This is a genomic window from Cytobacillus sp. QJM3NY_8 (assembly GCF_056173585.1).
Window position 1 is genome coordinate 5,098,781 of record NZ_CM149681.1, and the last position, 18,139, is coordinate 5,116,919.

The following is an 18,139-nucleotide window of genomic DNA, read 5'->3' on the forward strand; positions in this document are numbered from 1 at the left end:
CTACAGCTAAATTCTCTGTGAAACATGATTATTCCTGCTGGTATTTGCAATTTCAAATGTGAATATTTTACCTTTCCCTTCCTTTTCACTATAATAGAACCTCTAAGTGCAGTGACCGAAGGAGTGAAATAATTTGCTAAAGATGTTTTCTACCCAGCTGACAGGCTTGTTTAAAAGACTTCAGGAAAAGGAAGAGTTTTCCATCGAGGACAGTGCACGCTTATTGGCTCAGGCTGCCGCCGGTGATGGGAAAATATATATTTATGGTACAAAAGAAATGGCTGCAATCGGCTATGAAGCCGTTCAAAGCCAGGAACCGCTTAGAGATGCAGCGATTTTGAAAAGTGATGAGGAAGTCTCAGAAACAGACAGAGTAATCATCTTCTCAAGACATTCAGATGATGAAGACGCAGCCGCTCTGGCAAAATCTTTGTCCGAAAAAGGAATTCCCTTTGTGGCAGTGAGCACCATCAAAACCGAAAGCAGTGAAAATCTCGCTGATTTGGCTGATGTCCATATTGATTTAAAGCTTGCTAAAGGGCTTCTGCCTGATGAAGAAGGAAACCGCTTCGGCTATCCGGCTTCCATGGCTGCTTTATTTGTTTATTATGGAATTAAGTTTACGATTGAAGAGATTTTGGCGGAGTATGAATAATAGATGAGCAGAATCAGCACCCACTTCGAGGGCTGATTCTGCTGTCATTTTTGTAGGTTGTTTTTTATTGCCGAGCTAGCTTCTTTTGGGGCTTGATTCCCTGTAATGGCACTTCCAACAATGACTACATCGGCAATACTGTCCTTCAATTCTCCGATTGTTTTTTCTGAAATCCCGCCTGCAATAGCAACCTCTATGTCATTTAACCCTTTTACCAGGCTAAATAAATCGGGATCTGCTATAGCCCCCTCTTTCTGCATATCCTTTCCTATATGGAGACAAAATAAGTCCGCCCCTAAATCATATAGGCTCTTTACTCTTTCTGCGTCCTGAACTCCCAGCAAATCAATCATAATTCTTCTATTGGCGGTATTTGCAATCTCTAATGCCTGTTTTATCGTGCTGTCATGTGAAAAGCCCATCACAGTCATAATGTCCGCCCCTGCTCTAAAGGCCTGTTCTGCTTCATATTTTCCTGCGTCACAAGTTTTCATATCCGCCACAATTGTTTTATCTGGATAAGCAGCCTTCATTTCCCGAATTATCTTCATACCATATTCTTTAATCACGCCCGTTCCGATCTCAATCCAATCTATATTTTCACAAGTTTCATCTGCAATACGGAAACATTCCTGCTCGGTTAAACGGTCAAGTGCAAGCTGAATTTTCACTTCTATTCTCCTTCGTTTAGAATTGTATTTTAAAAAGGAAGAAGCCTGAAACAAAAACCACAGGAATACTTCCTGTGGCCCTATTTTTCATATTAAACTCCTGAGTATGCCATAAATCCGCCGTCAACTGGTACTGTAACACCTGTTACAAAACCCGAGTATTCTTCGTCAGCCAGCCACAGCAGTACACCAAGCAAATCCTTCGGCTGGCCAAACCTTTTCATTGGTGTATGAGCAATAATTTTCTCTGACCTGGCCGTATGGGAACCATCTTGATTCAATAATAAATTGCGGTTCTGAGTTGTTAAGAAAAAGCCCGGTGCAATTGCATTTACCCGCAAACCTGTTTCTGCGAAATGTACAGCCATCCACATTGTAAAATTGTTAATGGCTGATTTGGCTGCACTATAGGCAGGCACTTTTGTCATTGGTGAGTAGGAACTCATTGATGAGATATTAATAATGATAGGCGATTCCTGCTTTAACAGTTCTTTGCCAAAAACCTGGCTGGCTAAAAAAGTTCCGGTAAAGTTGCTGGCAAATACTTGGGAGAAGCCTCTCTCATCCATATCAAAGAAGGACTTTTCAGAAGAAGGCTCCACATTATGGGTTTCTACAGAAGTAATGGCATCCGGGTGATTCCCGCCTGCACCGTTAATTAATATATCCACCCTGCCAAAGTGGCTGATCACTTCTTCCCTTGCCTTTTCCAGGGATTCACGATCTAAGACGTCTGCTGCAACAGCAATCGCTGTCCCCCCTGCTTTCTCAATTTCGGCTGATACTGCAGCTCCCTTTTCTGCCGTACGATTAAGAATGGCCACTTTCACCCCATGTCTTGCGAGCTCCCTGGCCATTTCCGAGCATAGCACGCCGCTTCCGCCCGTAATTACAGCTGTTTTTCCATTTAAATTTCCGTGTATTGGAAACATTAGCATTCTCCTTATTTCTCAGATTGATAGGCATCCCATAATCCGTGAAGATACATGATTCCAAGAGCCCGGTCATATAATCCGTAACCTGGTCTGCATTCTTCACCCCAAAGATGCCTGCCGTGGTCAGGACGCACGTACCCCTCATATTGAATCTCAGATAACTCCTTGACGACCCCTTTAATATTGATGGAACCATCTGCTGTTAAATGAGAAGTTTCAATAAAATCACCGTTCTCGAAAATCTTTACATTTCGGATATGTGCAAATGGTGACCTTTCGGCAAATTTTCTTGCGAGTTCAACCATATCGTTTTGCGGGTTGGCCCCTAGCGATCCCGTGCAAAAAGTAATGCCGTTGGAAGGTGAATCAGAGATAGAAAGGAGCTTCTGCAGACTTTCATCTCCCGTCATGATTCGCGGCAGGCCAAAAATAGACCATGGCGGATCATCCGGGTGGATAGCCATCTTGATGCCTGCTTCTTCTGCCACTGGCAAAATTTCCTGTAAGAAATAGCTCAGGTTTTCCCATAAGTCCTCTGCACTTACATGCTGATACGCTGCAAATAGCTCTTGAATCCGTGACATTTTCTCTGGCTCCCAGCCAGGCAGAGTCAGATCAGAAGCCTCGGAAACCGTTTTGATTAAATCTTGCGGATCCAGTTCTTCCACTTTGTTCTTTTCATAAAATAATGCCGTTGAGCCATCTGGAAGTGAGCGGTATAAGTCAGTTCGTGTCCAATCAAAGACAGGCATGAAGTTATAACAAATAACTTTAACCCCAAATTCACCCAGGTTCCGAATGGTTTTTTTATAATTTTCTATAAATAAATCCCTTTCATTGTTTCCCAACTTAATAGATTCATGTATATTAACACTTTCCACTACATCTGCATGAAACCCAAAGGACTTTATATACTCAACTTCAGATTTGATCTCGTCTGTCTCCCAGACTTCCCCGACAGGTTTTCTGTGAAGGGCCCAAACGATTCCTTTCACATTGGGAATCTGTTTTACTTGCTCAAGGGTTACAGTATCATTATCCCTGCCATACCAGCGAAAGGTCATATTCATTTTTCGGTGCCTCCATTTATAGCTTCGACATATTTTTCACAAAGTGCTTTTACTGATTCTTTACCGCCAGCTTTGTATGCCTTGTTTAAGTCACTTCCAATTCCGGCTGCGACAGCGCCAGCTTCAAGCCACGCACCTACATTATCTAAATTCACCCCGCCAGTGGGCATGATTCGCACCTGGGGCAGGGGACCATTGACTGCACCTATAAATGATGGATCAAAACGATTGGCCGGAAACAGCTTTACAATGTCGCAGCCATATTCGAGTGCTGTCATGATTTCAGTTATGGTCATGCATCCAGGAAGGTATGGAATGCTGTAGCGATTGCAAATCAAGGCTATATTCTTATCAAAATGCGGACTCACAACAAATTCCGCCCCATTTAAAATGGCATGTCGGGCTGTTTCCGAATCCAGAACTGTCCCAGCACCGATTACACCGTCTGAACCTCTTAAAGCCTCAAACACTTTTTCCGCTGCAGGTGTAGTATAAGTCACTTCAATAGCACGAAATCCGCCTTCAATAGCTGCTTCAGAAATACTAATCGCTGCTTCAGGTGTTTTTCCTCGCACAACTGCAACCACTTTTGATTCTACCAGCTGATTAAGTTTCTCTATTTTTAAGTTCATCTAATCTCCCCTTAATCGAAAACAATAACTGCTTTTCGAACCTGGTCAGGATTCTTCTCTACATATCGGAATGCTTCCTGCACTTCACTTATCGGAAAATGGTGGGTAATAAAACCGTTTGATTGAAGTTTTTCTACATTCAGCAGAGATACAACCTTTTCAAATTGGTTTGTCTGGAGCCGCGAACCGACAATAGTTACTTCTTTTTTCGTTATTGGCAATTGCGGAATAGAGGATGGCCGTTCATCAAACCCCAGAACAACTACCGTGCCGGCAGGTGATACAAGATTTACGCCAAGCTCAAAGGTAGAAGGCAGACATACTGCATCAATCACTACATTTGGTCCTTCACCATCTGTCAATTCCAATACCCGATCTTCTACAGACTCTTCCGATGCATTAATGATTTCATCTGCCCCATTTTCCTTGGCAAATGCTAGTCGTTCCTGCTTCAAATCACTGATAATAACCCTTGCACCCTGCAGCTTCGCCATTTTTAAAATGCATATGCCTATCGGGCCGCTTCCCTGGATGAATACAGTATCTCCTTCTCCAACGGCCCCGCGCCATACAGCCTGAGCTCCAATGGTGTAGGGTTCAGCCAATACAATTTCATCCCATTCTAATGATGAATTCACAACATGAAGCTGATTTTCAGGCAGTACAAAGAATTCCCGCAACCCTCCATCTTCATGAACACCAAAAACAGATAAAGACTGACATACATTCGGGCGTCCTTTTCGGCATGCGTAGCACTCTCCGCAATAGCGGATTGGCTCCACTACAACATGGTCACCTGGTTTCATTCCTGAAACATTTGACCCGACTTCAACGACTTCTCCTGCCACTTCATGGCCAACAATTCTTGGGTAGGTTGCAAGTGGATTTGTCCCATGGTAAATATGCATATCAGACCCGCATATTCCAACTCTTTTAACTTTTACTAGAACCTCATCAGGATTGCGGATAACTGGTTTTTCTATATCAATGACTTCCATTTCCATTGCACTTGGAATTTGTACTGCTTTCATTATTACTACCCCCTATTCAAATAAACTTGGAAGAAACAGTGAGATTTGCGGCACAAAAGCCACAAGCATTAAGACAGCCAGACTGACTCCTAAGAATGGCAGTAATTCTTTTGCTGTTTTTCCAATTGAGATCTTGCCGATTTGTGATGCTACAAATAGACAAACACCAACAGGAGGCGTTACTAGGCCAATAACAAGGTTTAATACCATCATGACCCCAAATTGAACCGGATCCATACCAATGGAAGCAGCTACCGGTAATAACACCGGGAACAGAATGACTAGAGCCGCAATCGTCTCCATGAACGTTCCAACAAACAATAACAGCAAGTTAATCAATAAAATAACGACAATTGGGTTTGACGAGATTCCGAGAATTGCATCTGCAACCATTTGTGGAATCTGCTCACTTACCATAATCCAGCCAAAAAGGTTTGCAAAACCTACGAGAAGCATGATAGAAGCCGTACCTGTCATGGAAGAAAGCATAATTTCCGGAATTTTTTTAATGGGAAGCTCTTTATAAACGAAGATTCCAATAACAAAGGCATACAATACTGCAATGACAGACGCTTCAGTCGGTGTGAAGTAGCCTCCGAGAATTCCATACATAATGATAACTGTCATAAATAGTGCCCAGAACGCCCCAGTGAAGCTTTTCCATATTTCCTTTAGTGACTTTCTTTCCCCTTTTGGATAATTTCTTTTAACAGAAATAATATAGGTTGGAATCATTAATCCCAGGCCAAGTAATAACCCTGGCAGGGCACCAGCCAAAAACAGATCGCCAATAGATACTGATGCAAGTGTCCCGACAATAATCATCGGAAGAGACGGAGGAATAATCGGGCCAACTGTTGATGAAGATGCCGTTACAGCTGCAGAAAAACCTGCTCCGTACCCTTCTTTTTTCATAGCAGGAATAAGAATAGCTCCTATACTGGCTGTGTCTGCCAAAGCTGTACCTGAAATACCTGCAAACCCCATCGATGATCCTACATTCGCTAAGCCAAGTCCCCCTCGGATATGGCCGAAGCAATTATTTGCAAACTGAATGATGCGATCTGTAATACCGCCAGCATTCATTAAGTTTCCTGCCAGAATAAACCCGGGGATACAGAGCAAAACAAAGGAGTTTAGCCCTCCAAACATTTTTTGCGGAATGATGCTTAACGGGATATCAGCCAGTATTAAATAAAAAAGTGAAGATAGGCCAAGGCTGAATGCTACTGGCACGCCTAGGAATATCAGGATTATGAACGAGAAAAACAAAATGGCTGCCATCATAGCTCCCCACCACCCATTTGTGAATTAAAATCTTCTTCATTTCGGATTAGCCTAATGATTTTGACAATTGAATACAATAATAAAAATGCACTCATGATAAATATTGCAGCGTGGATTACCGACATTTGAAAAGGCATTGTGGCTGAAGTCTGATTTTCCCCTAGCTGTGTAAAGAACCATCCTTCTTTAACGAGAACCCCGCTTAACAATATAATCAGCAAATAAATTCCAATTTCATAATACCGGCGAAAAGCATGTGACATTTTTGTAAGAATCAGATCTACATTAATAAACTCGCCTCGAAGCAAAGCTAGCGGTGCCCCAAAGCAAATGGAGTATATAAACAAATAGCGCGTAAGCTCTTCCGTCCAAATTGCTGTGTAGGGAAGATAGCGCGACATGATTTGAATGGTAACCACGATAATAACCCCGGAAAAACTTATAACAGTCAAGAAGGCTAATATTCGGTCAAGCCAAATTCGTATTTTCATTTTTTCATTCCTTCCTTTAATTAAAGGCACTGCTGGCAAAATAGTCAGCGGTGCCTTTAACTTGTTCCAATAAGACTATTATTCTACCTCTAGAATTTTTTCATAAAGCTCATACTGTTCTGGCTTAAGGCTATCTTTAATCGCAGGCTGCATTTTTTCACGGAAGGCATCCTGGTCAACTTCAACAAACTCCATTCCTTCACTTTCAAGCTCAGACTCTATCTTGGAAATTTCTTCATCATAAAGTTTTTCTCCAAATGCCTGCGCTTCTGCAGCTGCTTCTGTCACTGCTTTTTTCTGTTCATCATTCAAGGCCTCAAACTGCTTGTTGCCAATTAGGATATAAATCCATGAATATACATGCTCTGTACGATTCACATACTTTTGAACTTCATACAACCCGCCGCTCTGTATTAAATCAACCGGATTTTCCTGTCCTTTAATAACTCCTTGCTGGAGGCCAGTAAATACTTCATTGAAGTCCATAACCTGCGGCTTAGCACCTGCGGCTTCCCAGACTTTCAGGAACAATGGAACATTTGGCACACGCATAGAAAAACCCTTTAAATCAGATGGTGACTCAATTGGCTCACTTGAAGTCAAGTTACGTGGAGCACGTGTATGATAATACAAAGGAGTCAAGCCAACTTTTTCAGTGATTTCCTTCTCAATTTCTTCACCGATTTCCCCTTCTACAACCGTTTTTACATGGTCAAGATCACGGAAGGCATACGGTACTGCCATTAAAGCAGCCTTAGGTGCCCAGTTTTGCATGGTTTCACCAGAAATAACCAAGTCAGCTGTACCCGCCTGAATGGCATTGATTGTATCTGTTTCTCCGCCAAGAGAGTTATTCGGGAATATCTGAATTTCAATTTGCCCTTCTGTTTTTTCATTAACCAGATCTGCAAATTCCTCAGCCGTTTTATGCCAAATGTGATTCTCATCTGCCAAGTGGCCAAACTTCCACTTGATTACTTCTCCCTCTTGCTTCTCGCCGCTTGCCCCATTAGAACCGCCCGAACCGCAGGCACTAAGCATCAATGTCGCTGCTAAAACACCAGATAACCACTTCAATTTCATTATGTTTCTCCCCTTTTTTCTATAGGTTTAGTTTGTTAAAAACTGATGGACCGTTGAAGCAATTGTTATCCCTTTTTCAAGGTTTCTTTCTTCATTCATTTGTTCAATTTCACCTGGCACAAGAACACTTTTAAAACCCGGAGCTGGAGGGGCCTGACGGATTTCCTCCATCATTTGATCCATATTTTCCAGGAATGCTTCTGCATCCGTGAAGAATGCTGGATTAATTGCACAGAAATAATGGCCAAGCTTCCGCTTCTTATCCAGGTCTCCATACATCTTGGCTACATGCGGCCCAAAAGCTGCACCTGCAAGCAAACCCGAGAAGATGTCGACAATCATTGATAGTCCATAGCCCTTAGGCCCGCCAAACGGAGAAAGTGAAACGACTTTGGAAGGATCTGTTACGGTTTCCCCATTCTCGTCTACACCCCATCCTTTTGGAATTTCTTTTCCTTCTTCTTTATATTGAAGGATTTTCCCCAGAGCTACATTCGATGTTGCCATATCCAGGATGAATGGTTTCTGTGTTTTTGCCGGTACACCATAGGCAATCGGATTGGTTCCAAGGAAAGCATCTTTGCCTCCAAATGGCACGACAATTTTATCGGTATGAGTCATCGCAATTCCAATCAGGTTTTCCTCTGCGGCATTTTGAACAAAATAGCTAAGTGCCCCGCAATGGCTGCTGTTAATGGCTGTGACCATTCCCACACCATTTTCCTTTGCCATCTGGATGGCATGATTCATGGCTTCATCTGCAATGACGTGTCCAAATCCGTCATCCCCATCGACTACCCCTGTCACAGGTCCAGTTTTATTGAATGAAATCTCGGCAGTGGGATTGATACCTCCCGCATTTAAACGGTTCACATAATGTTCAGTACGAAGTACACCATGTGAATTAACATTTCTTAAATCCGCATGAACCAGGATTTCCGCAACTTTTTCTGCATGTTCATGCAGCAAGCCAGCATCTGTTAATTTCTGAACTACTAGCTTCTTGGCTTCTTCATGATGAATTGTCACAGTAGACATAATGATCCCCCTACTCCAGGTTGGTATGTTTCTTGACCATTTCTTCGTTCGAATTTCTTTCTGATAAACTATCTATGATTGCTGCATCTAAAATAAGATGTGCAGCCTGATCAAACTGATTCCCTAGAGGCTGAATCGTATCTGGTTCTCCTGAAAGGCGGTATTTTGTTGCCGCAGGAATCTGCATTCCCCCCGTAAAGCATGGCTGGTGAATGGCCTCTTTGTCAGTTGTGATCAAAAATACTTTCGCCCCCGCCTTGAAGGCGTTTTCAGAAAAACTTATGGTCTGTCCTGTTTTGGCTGAGCCAGATAAAACGATTAGTATATCGTTCTCCTGTATGGCCGGTGTTGTCGTTTCTCCCAAAACATAGACTGTTTTTCCGCTATGCATAAGACGCATGGCAATCGCCTTTGCCACTAGGCCTGAACGGCCTTCCCCAGTAAAGAAGAAACGAGCATCACTCTTTAAAAGTGCTACGAAAGAGTCGTATTCGTTCTTATCGACATGTGTGCATACTGCTCTCATTTCTTTGAGAATTGTAAGAATCGTATCCATTTGTCCACCCCTTATCTTTCAACAATAAGGTCATTATTGATAAATGCGTTTACTTCACTAAGATAAGGAAGACCTTCATTATCTCCTGAGACGGTTGTAACCAGGGCACCTACGCCATTAGCAAATTGAAGCAGTCTTTCCTTGCTGAAGCCGTTCAGCCAGCCATAAATGTATCCCGCATCGAATCCATCCCCGGCTCCGACAGTATCAACAGGAGTCACACGGAAGCTTTCTGCCCGTGTCCAATCGCCATTCCGGAATAGCTTTGATCCATTAGCGCCATCCTTTAAGACCAAATCCCTAATGCCATATTCTCTGGCAAAAAGTGCAAGTTCATCTTCTTCTTCCATTCCGCTTATTAGCCTGATCTCTTCTAATCCAGTCAGCAGGATATCAACATGCGGAAGAATTTCTTTATATGCTTTTCTCGCTTCTTCAATCGACCAAAGCTTCAGTCTGATATTTGGATCAAAGGAGATTGGAATCTTTTTTTGTTTTGCGACTTCAATCACTTTTGCGGCAGTTTCGATGTTCTTTGAATCAATAGCAAGGAAAACACCTGTAAGATGGACAAGATCTACATTTTCAAACAGTTCTTCCTGAATCATTTCCGGTGTCAAGGTTAAGATAGGCGAGTTATATCGGTAATAGAATGTCTTGCCTGATCCATCCTCATTAATTTCCTTAAAGTTAAGTGATGTCGGGCAGCCGCTTACAAAATCCACACCCGATACATCTACGCCCTCTCCCCGAGCGAAGTTATATATGACTCTGCCAAACTCATCTTCCCCCAGCCGGCTAATCCACTTGCTGTCTAACCCAAGCCTTGCACATCCAATGGCAAAGTTAAGTTCTGCACCGCCCACCTTGCGTTCAAACTGGGTGACATATCTAAGTGGTCCTTTTACAGCTGGGTTCAGTGTTATCATGGCATCTCCGATTGTTAAAACTTTGAATGGTGATGACATTATTTTTCTCTCCTAACACTCTATAAAGATTCCCGCTCAACTAAAGCAGGAGCATATCTTTTAATCTCATATACTTCCTCAAACTGAGGATTTCTAATTAAATCTAATAAAACTGAAGCGGCATCATTGCCAATTTCAAAAGTCGGCTGTTTGATGGCTGTTATTGGTGTTGCCGAGATTTCCAGGAAATCAGAGTCATCTACTGCAATAACGCTTACATCATCAGGAACCTTCAAATTCTTTTTTCTTAAAAATTTCAAAAGTTCAATGAGTGAAAGGTCGTTTGTAGCAAAAAATGCCTCTGGCGTTTCTTCTTTCAGCCACATTTTTTCTAGTTCAGGGATAATGTCTTTTCTTTCTGCCGCAATAATCCAATCATCCTTTACAGGCAAATCATTTTGTTTCAGAGTTTTCTTGTATCCATTTATCCGTTCGATCCGGGGTGTCACTTTTTGGCTTAAGGACATGGATACCAGCCCTATTTTCCTATGGCCTTTTTGGACAATTTCCTGAACGGCAATCTCAGCTGCTCTCTCGTTATCCAAAAGCAGTGTTGGATAAATTGTTTTTTCAAGCTTTCTATCTACAAAAACAATAGGGAAATTTGAAAGTTTCAGCCGTTTATATTGATCTTCATTTCCGATGGTCGGAAAGATAATCAGTCCATCAACTTGTTTAGCTAAGAGCATATCAATGTATGCACGTTCTTTTTCCGGATTATCGTCTGCGTTACAGACAAACAAATGAAATTCATTTTTTTCGCAAACATCTTCAATGGCCCTGATAATTTCTGTCGAAAACGTATGAAGTATATTGGCAACAATCACTCCAATGGTTGATGACTTCTTTTGCTTCAAACTTTTAGCTACGAAATTAGGGATATATCCCAGCTCGCGAATGGCATCTTCAATTCGCATTTTAGTAGATTCCGCCATATACTCGTAGCGATTATTGATATACTGTGAAACTGTGCTCTTTGATACATTTGCTTTTTGCGCAACATCTAACATCGTTATTTTTTTCATGTTGTACTATCCTCTCGCTAAACCGATTTAGTAAATCGGTTTAGTAAACCGGTTTAGGGAAAGTATAAATGAAAACCTTTTCAAAATCAATACTAAAATTTCTGAATTTTATTTTTAGCAGGAATCATTCAACAACGGTTTGAACAAAAAAAATCCCTCCGCATCCGGAGGGATTTTTCCACATTATAATTTCTCGCTAAATTTCAATGAAGCCCCGACAAATTCACGGAATAATGGCTGAGGGCGAGTTGGTCTTGAGATAAATTCAGGATGGAACTGGGAAGCAACGAACCAAGGGTGATCCTTCACTTCGATAATTTCCACTAAGCGGCCATCCGGGCTTGTACCAGAGAAGACAAAGCCCGCTTTCTCCATATCCTGGCGGTAGTGGTTATTGAACTCATAGCGATGGCGATGACGCTCATATACCACTTCGTCCTGGTATGCCTCAAAGGCTTTGGTCTCTTCATTCAATTTACAAGCTTGTAATCCAAGTCTTAGAGTTCCGCCTAAATCCTCAATATCCTTTTGCTCAGGCAGAAGGTCGATAATTGGATGCGGTGTTTCAGGAGCAATTTCTGCTGAGTGTGCCCCTTCAAGACCCAGTACATTTCTTGCAAATTCAATCGAAGCCAGCTGCATCCCAAGACAGATGCCAAGGAATGGCCTTTTGTTCTCACGGGCATATTGAATCGCAAGGATTTTCCCTTCAATGCCACGGTCGCCAAATCCGCCTGGAACCAGAATTCCGTCAGCATCCTGAAGCAGTTCATTGACATTACTTCTGTCCACTTCTTCCGAGTTGATCCATTTGATTTCAATATCAGAATCAAAAGCATAACCCGCATGTTTTAGGGCTTCGACGACTGAAATGTAAGCATCCTGCAATTCAACATATTTACCGACAAGGGCAATTCTGGTTTTTCTGGAAAGGTTCAGAACCTTGTCGACCAGCTGCTTCCACTCTGTCATGTCCGCTTCTCCGCAATTCAGCTTCAAATGCTTGCAGACAATTTCATCAAGCTTCTGATCTTGAAGAGATAGTGGTATAGAATATAATGTATCCGCATCTGTTGCTTCAATAACTGCTTCTTTATCGATATCACAGAATAGCGCAATTTTATCCTTCATATCCTGGGAAATTGGCATTTCTGTACGAAGAACGATGACGTTTGGCTGAATGCCAAGGCTTCTCAGTTCTTTCACACTGTGCTGTGTAGGCTTTGTTTTCATTTCACCTGCTGCCTTGATATAAGGAACCAATGTACAGTGAATGTACATCACATTATCGCGGCCGATATCGCTCTTAATCTGGCGGATCGCTTCAAGGAATGGAAGTGACTCAATATCCCCTACTGTTCCGCCGATTTCTGTGATGACCACATCAGAATTCGTTTCATGGCCTGCACGGAAAACCTTATCCTTGATTTCATTTGTGATATGCGGAATAACCTGTACCGTTCCGCCGTTATAGTCGCCGCGGCGCTCTTTTCTTAGGACAGTTGAGTAAATTTTACCAGTTGTTACACTGCTGTACTTAGTCAGGTTAATATCAACAAAACGCTCATAGTGACCTAAGTCCAGGTCAGTCTCCGCGCCGTCACCTGTTACAAACACCTCACCATGCTGGTACGGGCTCATTGTTCCCGGATCCACATTTATGTAAGGGTCGAATTTCTGAATCGTAACCGTTAACCCTCTGTTTTTCAATAAGCGGCCAAGTGATGCTGCCGTGATTCCTTTTCCTAGTGACGAAACAACTCCGCCCGTAACAAAAATATACTTAGTCATGAAAAATTCCCCCTTGATATCAGTTTGTGCATAATGATGCCGGTTTAAAGACTTGATGATAAAAATTCTATTGTTCAGCCTCCGATTTTTTCAGCGGAAGCTTATCGCAAAGGGATGGTTTAGCTCTTTTAAAAAGGCACATGGCCTATAAAAAAATAAAAAGCGCCCCTCTTACTTAAGTAAGTAAGGGAGCGCTATTAGCGTCTAAACGAATCGTCCTTTTTTAAGGAGCCCAAAAAGTATTCTACAAGCCCTGAAACGAAATGTCAAGATTATAAATCTTCTTCCTCTTCGTCAGCGTCTAGGTCATCTTCCTCAAGCTCTTCGTCCTCATCGCCAAGGTCGTATTCTTCATCTTTTTCGATTATTTCATCATCGTCCTCGAACTCATCATCATCAAGGTTATCGTCATCGTCAAGAAGATCGTCATCATCGTCTTCTGTCAGATCATCATCGTCAAATCCGTCGATATCGTCGTAATCGATATCTTCTTCATCAAGCTCATCATAATCTTCAAGATCGAGATCCTCGTCGTCCTTTTTCTTCGCCTTTTTCTTCTTAGGCTTGATTACGGTAACGATTTCTTCTTCATATTGGTCAACCGGATACCATGAACGAAGGCCCCAGCGGTTATCGCCCAATCCGATAAAATGGCCATCTATATTTAAATCTGTATAGAATTGTGCAATTTTTCCCCTGACTTGTTCCTCTGAAAGGTTCATAAGTTTAGCCACTTCATTCATAATGTCATTAAAGGCCATTGGTTCTTTTTTGCTTGTCAGAAGTTCATAAGCCACTTCGATTAATGACATTTCTTGTAATTCTTCTTTTGAGAACTGTTCCAAACTCAATATCAGCACTTCCTTTCCCTATGTAAACGCTCATTCTGCAGCGCAAATCACAAACTATTAAAGCTGAAGTTCCGCAGCTGTATGAAAATGCGTGCGGACAGCCTCCAAGAAGGCATATTCTTCATTATAAACAAATTTTTACGGTTTATGCCAGTTATATCTGCTGTTCTGCGTATTTTTATGCGATTTATTCTTGATTTTAAATTATCTGCGGGCACTTGCTTTCCGCGGGGAGGAGCGGGGGACTCCCGCAGGACATTGAATAAGCTTCCTCGAATGAACACCGCACGAAGGAAATGCGCCAGCATTTTCGAGGATCAAGTGTCCTCCACTCCAATTAACTCAGCAGAAAAACTCTCATTGTATTAACAAGACAATTAACTTTTTTACATTATCCGTTAAAAAGAAGCTAATTTACCCTCCTCTTTCTCCTCCCCTTTACCGGCCGGTCCCATTTTTTATAGGCGAGCCAGGTGAAGTAGAAGGAGAGCACAAAGAACGCAATGGCTCCCAGCTGTTTTCCATATAAAAAGTAAACTCCTGCAGCAGCTGCAAGTATGGCTGCGTAGAGCAAGATTTTTTTCATTTTTTCACATCCTCAGGGTCCCCGAAGTGCACTGCTATGTATTGATTCCATTATATAGGATATGGATGTATTTTATATTAATTCTATGTTAAATAAAAGTGCAGAAAACAAGGGCCTGCAGCTGCAGGCCCTGTTGATCCATTTGGTTTTACATATTCCGGCGGTACTGTCCACCCACTTCGTATAAAGCACGGGTGATTTGGCCAAGGCTTGCCACTTTGACGGTTTCCATCAGTTCGGCAAAAATGTTGCCGCCGCTGACTGCTGCTTCCTTCAATTGTTTCAGCGCCTCTTCCGATTTGCCTTTGTTGCGGTCCTGGAAGCTGCGCAGATTGCGGATCTGTGTTTCTTTTTCTTCCTTCGTTGCCCGTGCAAGCTCCATGTTATTCATTTCATCCTCTGAAGGAGGATTAGGATTTAAGTACGTGTTAACTCCAATAATTGGAAGCTCACCAGTATGCTTCTTCATTTCATAATACATGGACTCATCCTGGATTTTGCCGCGCTGGTATTGAGTTTCCATGGCGCCAAGCACGCCGCCGCGGTCATTGATGCGTTCGAACTCTCTCAGCACCTGCTCTTCCACAAGGTCTGTCAATTCATCTACAATAAATGCACCCTGAAGCGGGTTTTCATTTTTCGATAATCCATGCTCTTTAGTAATGATCATCTGGATGGCCATCGCACGGCGGACAGATTCTTCTGTCGGTGTCGTAATGGCTTCATCATAAGCATTAGTATGAAGGGAGTTACAGTTATCCTGAAGCGCCATTAATGCCTGCAGCGTTGTGCGGATATCGTTAAAATCAATTTCCTGTGCATGCAGAGAGCGCCCTGAAGTCTGGATATGGTACTTCAGTTTCTGGCTTCTTTCATTGGCGCCGTACTTATCTCTCATAACCGTTGCCCAGATGCGGCGCGCCACACGGCCCAGCACCGTATACTCCGGATCAAGTCCATTGGAGAAGAAGAATGAAAGGTTTGGTGCAAAATCATTGATGTTCATGCCTCTGCTCAAATAGTACTCGACATAGGTGAAGCCATTTGCCAGTGTAAAGGCAAGCTGAGAAATCGGGTTTGCGCCCGCTTCTGCGATATGGTAACCGGAAATAGAAACAGAGTAATAATTTCGGACTTTATGGTCGATAAAGTACTGCTGGATATCCCCCATCATCCTCAAAGCAAACTCAGTCGAGAAGATACAAGTATTCTGTCCCTGATCTTCCTTTAAAATGTCAGCCTGAACCGTCCCGCGGACAGTCTGCAGTGTTTTCGCCCTAACTTCTGTGAATTCTTCAGGTGTCAGCACGCGGCCAAGCTCCTGCTCTTTTACTTCAATCTGCTGTTCGATGGCCGTATTCATGAACATCGCCAAAATAATCGGTGCCGGCCCATTAATCGTCATCGATACAGATGTAGATGGATGGCACAAATCGAATCCTGCATACAATTTCTTCATATCATCCAGCGTACAGATGCTGACTCCGCTTTCCCCGACTTTTCCGTAAATGTCCGGGCGATAGTCAGGATCTTCCCCGTATAGGGTTACAGAATCAAACGCTGTGCTCAGACGCTTCGCGGCATCATCCTTGGACAGATAATGGAAGCGGCGATTTGTCCGTTCAGGTGTACCTTCTCCGGCAAACTGTCTCTTCGGATCTTCACCCTCGCGTTTAAATGGAAAAACACCAGCTGTATAAGGGAATGAACCCGGCACGTTTTCTCTGTATACCCAGCGGATGATTTCTCCGTAATCCTTATACTTAGGCAGTGCCACTTTTGGAATGGACAGGCCGGATAAGCTTTTTGTTTTTAAAACCGTCACGATTTCTTTATCGCGGATTTTTGTCACAAATTGCTCGCCTGTGTATTTTTCCTTTAGATCATCCCAGCCAGCAAGGATTTTCTTTGTTTCAGCAGACAGCTTTTCTTCTGCTGCTGATTTAATGGCGTCAAGAGAAGCAATAACTTCTTCATTTCCTTCTTGTTCTTTCACAGCAAGCAGAGCCCCTTCGAGCTGGAACAGTTTGCGGGCAAGATCGGCCTGCTCCTCCGCTTTCTTGTGGTAGCCGCGGACTGTTTCAGAAACTTCGCGCAGATAATAACGCTGTTCATTCGGGATAATCACATTCTGCTTTTCAACTTTTGCGTTTTTTGTAAAACTTGTCTTCCAGTCTGTACCTGCTTTTTCATTAATTGTTTCCACAAGTGCCGCAAACACCGCATTTGTGCCAGGATCATTAAACTGGCTGGCAATGGTTCCGTAGACAGGCATGTCTTCCAGCTCTTTTTCAAAAAGCATCCGGCTGCGCTGGTACTGCTTTTGCACCTGCCGCATGGCATCTTCAGAACCTTTGCGCTCAAATTTATTAATGACGATCAAGTCTGCATAATCGATCATATCAATTTTCTCAAGCTGGGAAGGCGCGCCGAATTCACTTGTCATGACATACATGGAAGCATCACAAATTTCCGTAATGCCGGCATCTCCCTGCCCGATTCCGCTTGTTTCTACAATAATCAGATCAAAGCCGGCTGCTTTGACAACTGATATGGCATCCTGAATCGCAAGCGACAGCTCGCTGCGGGAATTTCTTGTTGCCAGGCTTCGCATGTAGACTCGCGGATTAAAGATGGCGTTCATGCGGATACGGTCGCCAAGAAGCGCACCGCCTGTTTTTTGCTTTGTCGGATCAACAGAAAGGATCGCAACTTTTTTCTCCGGAATTTCATTAATGAAACGGCGGATCAGTTCGTCAGTCAGCGAGCTTTTTCCAGCACCGCCTGTACCCGTAATTCCCACTACAGGTACCTGCTTTTCCAGTGACTTCACTTTCTCCATGACCGGCTCAAGCGATGCTGCCGCTTCTTTGCCTACGGTTACCTGATGCTCAGCCAGTGTAATCAGCTTGGCAATGGCATTGGTTTCCCCATCCTGAAGCTTTTCAATCTGCTCGGATGCTTCAGCTGTGAAAGTCGGGAAATCACACTCCTTGATCATTTGATCAATCATCCCCTGGAGGCCGTATTGGCGGCCATCTTCCGGAGAGAAAATCCTCGCGATTCCGTAGTCATGCAATTCTTTGATTTCCTTCGGGATAATGACACCGCCCCCTCCGCCATAAATGCGGATGTGGGATGCGCCCCGCTCCTTCAAAAGGTCATACATATATTTGAAGTACTCTACATGTCCTCCCTGATAAGAGGAAATAGCGATTCCCTGCACATCTTCCTGGATTGCAGCATTTACGACTTCCTCCACAGAACGGTTATGCCCGAGGTGGATGACCTCTGCACCGCTTGCCTGAATGATGCGGCGCATAATATTAATGGAAGCATCATGTCCGTCAAATAGGCTGGAAGCCGTAACGAAGCGAATATGATTTTTCGGCTTATAGACTTCTGGATTGCTCATCGTTCTCCCCCTTGTCCGTAAGCGCAGGCAACTGTGCACTGTTGCCTGCACGCT

Annotated in this window: 17 protein-coding genes; 1 reads left to right on the forward strand and 16 read right to left on the reverse strand. The window is 43.1% G+C overall.

Annotated features, from left to right (window positions below):
- The first annotated feature begins 133 nt into the window (after window positions 1–133).
- Window positions 134–655, forward strand: a complete 522-nt coding sequence (locus AC0VZ9_RS25930) for a DUF2529 domain-containing protein (protein WP_009332287.1) — start codon at window positions 134–136, stop codon at window positions 653–655.
- 44 nt (window positions 656–699) lie between these two features.
- Here AC0VZ9_RS25930 and hxlA read toward each other — a convergent pair whose 3' ends face one another.
- The 16 genes from hxlA to icmF form a co-directional block, all read right to left on the reverse strand.
- Window positions 700–1,326 carry a 3-hexulose-6-phosphate synthase gene (gene hxlA, locus AC0VZ9_RS25935; RefSeq protein ID WP_009332288.1) on the reverse strand — a complete coding sequence of 209 codons (627 nt, stop codon included), beginning with the start codon at window positions 1,324–1,326 and terminating at the stop codon, window positions 700–702.
- Between the two features lie 92 nt (window positions 1,327–1,418).
- A complete protein-coding gene (locus AC0VZ9_RS25940; RefSeq protein WP_009332289.1) occupies window positions 1,419–2,258 on the reverse strand; it encodes an SDR family oxidoreductase in 840 nt (279 codons plus the stop codon).
- Between the two features lie 11 nt (window positions 2,259–2,269).
- Window positions 2,270–3,331, reverse strand: a complete 1,062-nt coding sequence (gene uxuA, locus AC0VZ9_RS25945) for a mannonate dehydratase (protein ID WP_251174320.1) — start codon at window positions 3,329–3,331, stop codon at window positions 2,270–2,272.
- Window positions 3,328–3,963 carry a bifunctional 2-keto-4-hydroxyglutarate aldolase/2-keto-3-deoxy-6-phosphogluconate aldolase gene (locus tag AC0VZ9_RS25950; RefSeq protein WP_251174321.1) on the reverse strand — a complete coding sequence of 212 codons (636 nt, stop codon included), beginning with the start codon at window positions 3,961–3,963 and terminating at the stop codon, window positions 3,328–3,330. Before AC0VZ9_RS25950 ends, uxuA begins: the two co-directional genes overlap by 4 nt.
- Window positions 3,964–3,974: 11 nt before the next feature.
- Window positions 3,975–4,994, reverse strand: a complete 1,020-nt coding sequence (locus tag AC0VZ9_RS25955; protein WP_009332292.1) for a zinc-binding alcohol dehydrogenase family protein — start codon at window positions 4,992–4,994, stop codon at window positions 3,975–3,977.
- Window positions 4,995–5,006: 12 nt separating this feature from the next.
- Window positions 5,007–6,281, reverse strand: a complete 1,275-nt coding sequence (locus AC0VZ9_RS25960) for a TRAP transporter large permease (protein WP_009332293.1) — start codon at window positions 6,279–6,281, stop codon at window positions 5,007–5,009.
- Window positions 6,278–6,772 (reverse strand): TRAP transporter small permease, encoded by a 495-nt coding sequence (locus tag AC0VZ9_RS25965; protein WP_019380594.1) that lies wholly within the window; start codon window positions 6,770–6,772, stop codon window positions 6,278–6,280. Before AC0VZ9_RS25965 ends, AC0VZ9_RS25960 begins: the two co-directional genes overlap by 4 nt.
- Before the next feature lie 78 nt (window positions 6,773–6,850).
- Window positions 6,851–7,855, reverse strand: coding sequence for a TRAP transporter substrate-binding protein (locus AC0VZ9_RS25970; protein ID WP_174751741.1), 1,005 nt, complete (start codon window positions 7,853–7,855; stop codon window positions 6,851–6,853).
- Between the two features lie 27 nt (window positions 7,856–7,882).
- Complete coding sequence (gene allD / locus AC0VZ9_RS25975) at window positions 7,883–8,893, reverse strand: ureidoglycolate dehydrogenase (RefSeq protein ID WP_217035440.1); 1,011 nt, start codon at window positions 8,891–8,893, stop codon at window positions 7,883–7,885.
- Window positions 8,894–8,903: 10 nt separating this feature from the next.
- Window positions 8,904–9,449 carry a 6-phospho-3-hexuloisomerase gene (hxlB, locus tag AC0VZ9_RS25980; protein WP_009332297.1) on the reverse strand — a complete coding sequence of 182 codons (546 nt, stop codon included), beginning with the start codon at window positions 9,447–9,449 and terminating at the stop codon, window positions 8,904–8,906.
- Between the two features lie 11 nt (window positions 9,450–9,460).
- Window positions 9,461–10,417, reverse strand: coding sequence for a sugar kinase (locus AC0VZ9_RS25985; RefSeq protein ID WP_009332298.1), 957 nt, complete (start codon window positions 10,415–10,417; stop codon window positions 9,461–9,463).
- Window positions 10,418–10,437: 20 nt separating this feature from the next.
- The gene (locus AC0VZ9_RS25990; RefSeq protein WP_009332299.1) at window positions 10,438–11,442 is read right to left on the reverse strand and encodes a LacI family DNA-binding transcriptional regulator; all 1,005 of its coding nucleotides are present in this window, start codon (window positions 11,440–11,442) and stop codon (window positions 10,438–10,440) included.
- A 183-nt stretch (window positions 11,443–11,625) separates the two neighbouring features.
- Window positions 11,626–13,233, reverse strand: a complete 1,608-nt coding sequence (locus AC0VZ9_RS25995) for a CTP synthase (protein ID WP_475396928.1) — start codon at window positions 13,231–13,233, stop codon at window positions 11,626–11,628.
- Between the two features lie 272 nt (window positions 13,234–13,505).
- The gene (rpoE, locus tag AC0VZ9_RS26000; protein WP_475396929.1) at window positions 13,506–14,084 is read right to left on the reverse strand and encodes a DNA-directed RNA polymerase subunit delta; all 579 of its coding nucleotides are present in this window, start codon (window positions 14,082–14,084) and stop codon (window positions 13,506–13,508) included.
- 409 nt (window positions 14,085–14,493) lie between these two features.
- Window positions 14,494–14,670 (reverse strand): hypothetical protein, encoded by a 177-nt coding sequence (locus tag AC0VZ9_RS26005; protein WP_019380588.1) that lies wholly within the window; start codon window positions 14,668–14,670, stop codon window positions 14,494–14,496.
- Window positions 14,671–14,818: 148 nt separating this feature from the next.
- Complete coding sequence (gene icmF / locus AC0VZ9_RS26010) at window positions 14,819–18,085, reverse strand: fused isobutyryl-CoA mutase/GTPase IcmF (protein ID WP_475396930.1); 3,267 nt, start codon at window positions 18,083–18,085, stop codon at window positions 14,819–14,821.
- Between the last annotated feature and the right edge of the window lie 54 nt (window positions 18,086–18,139).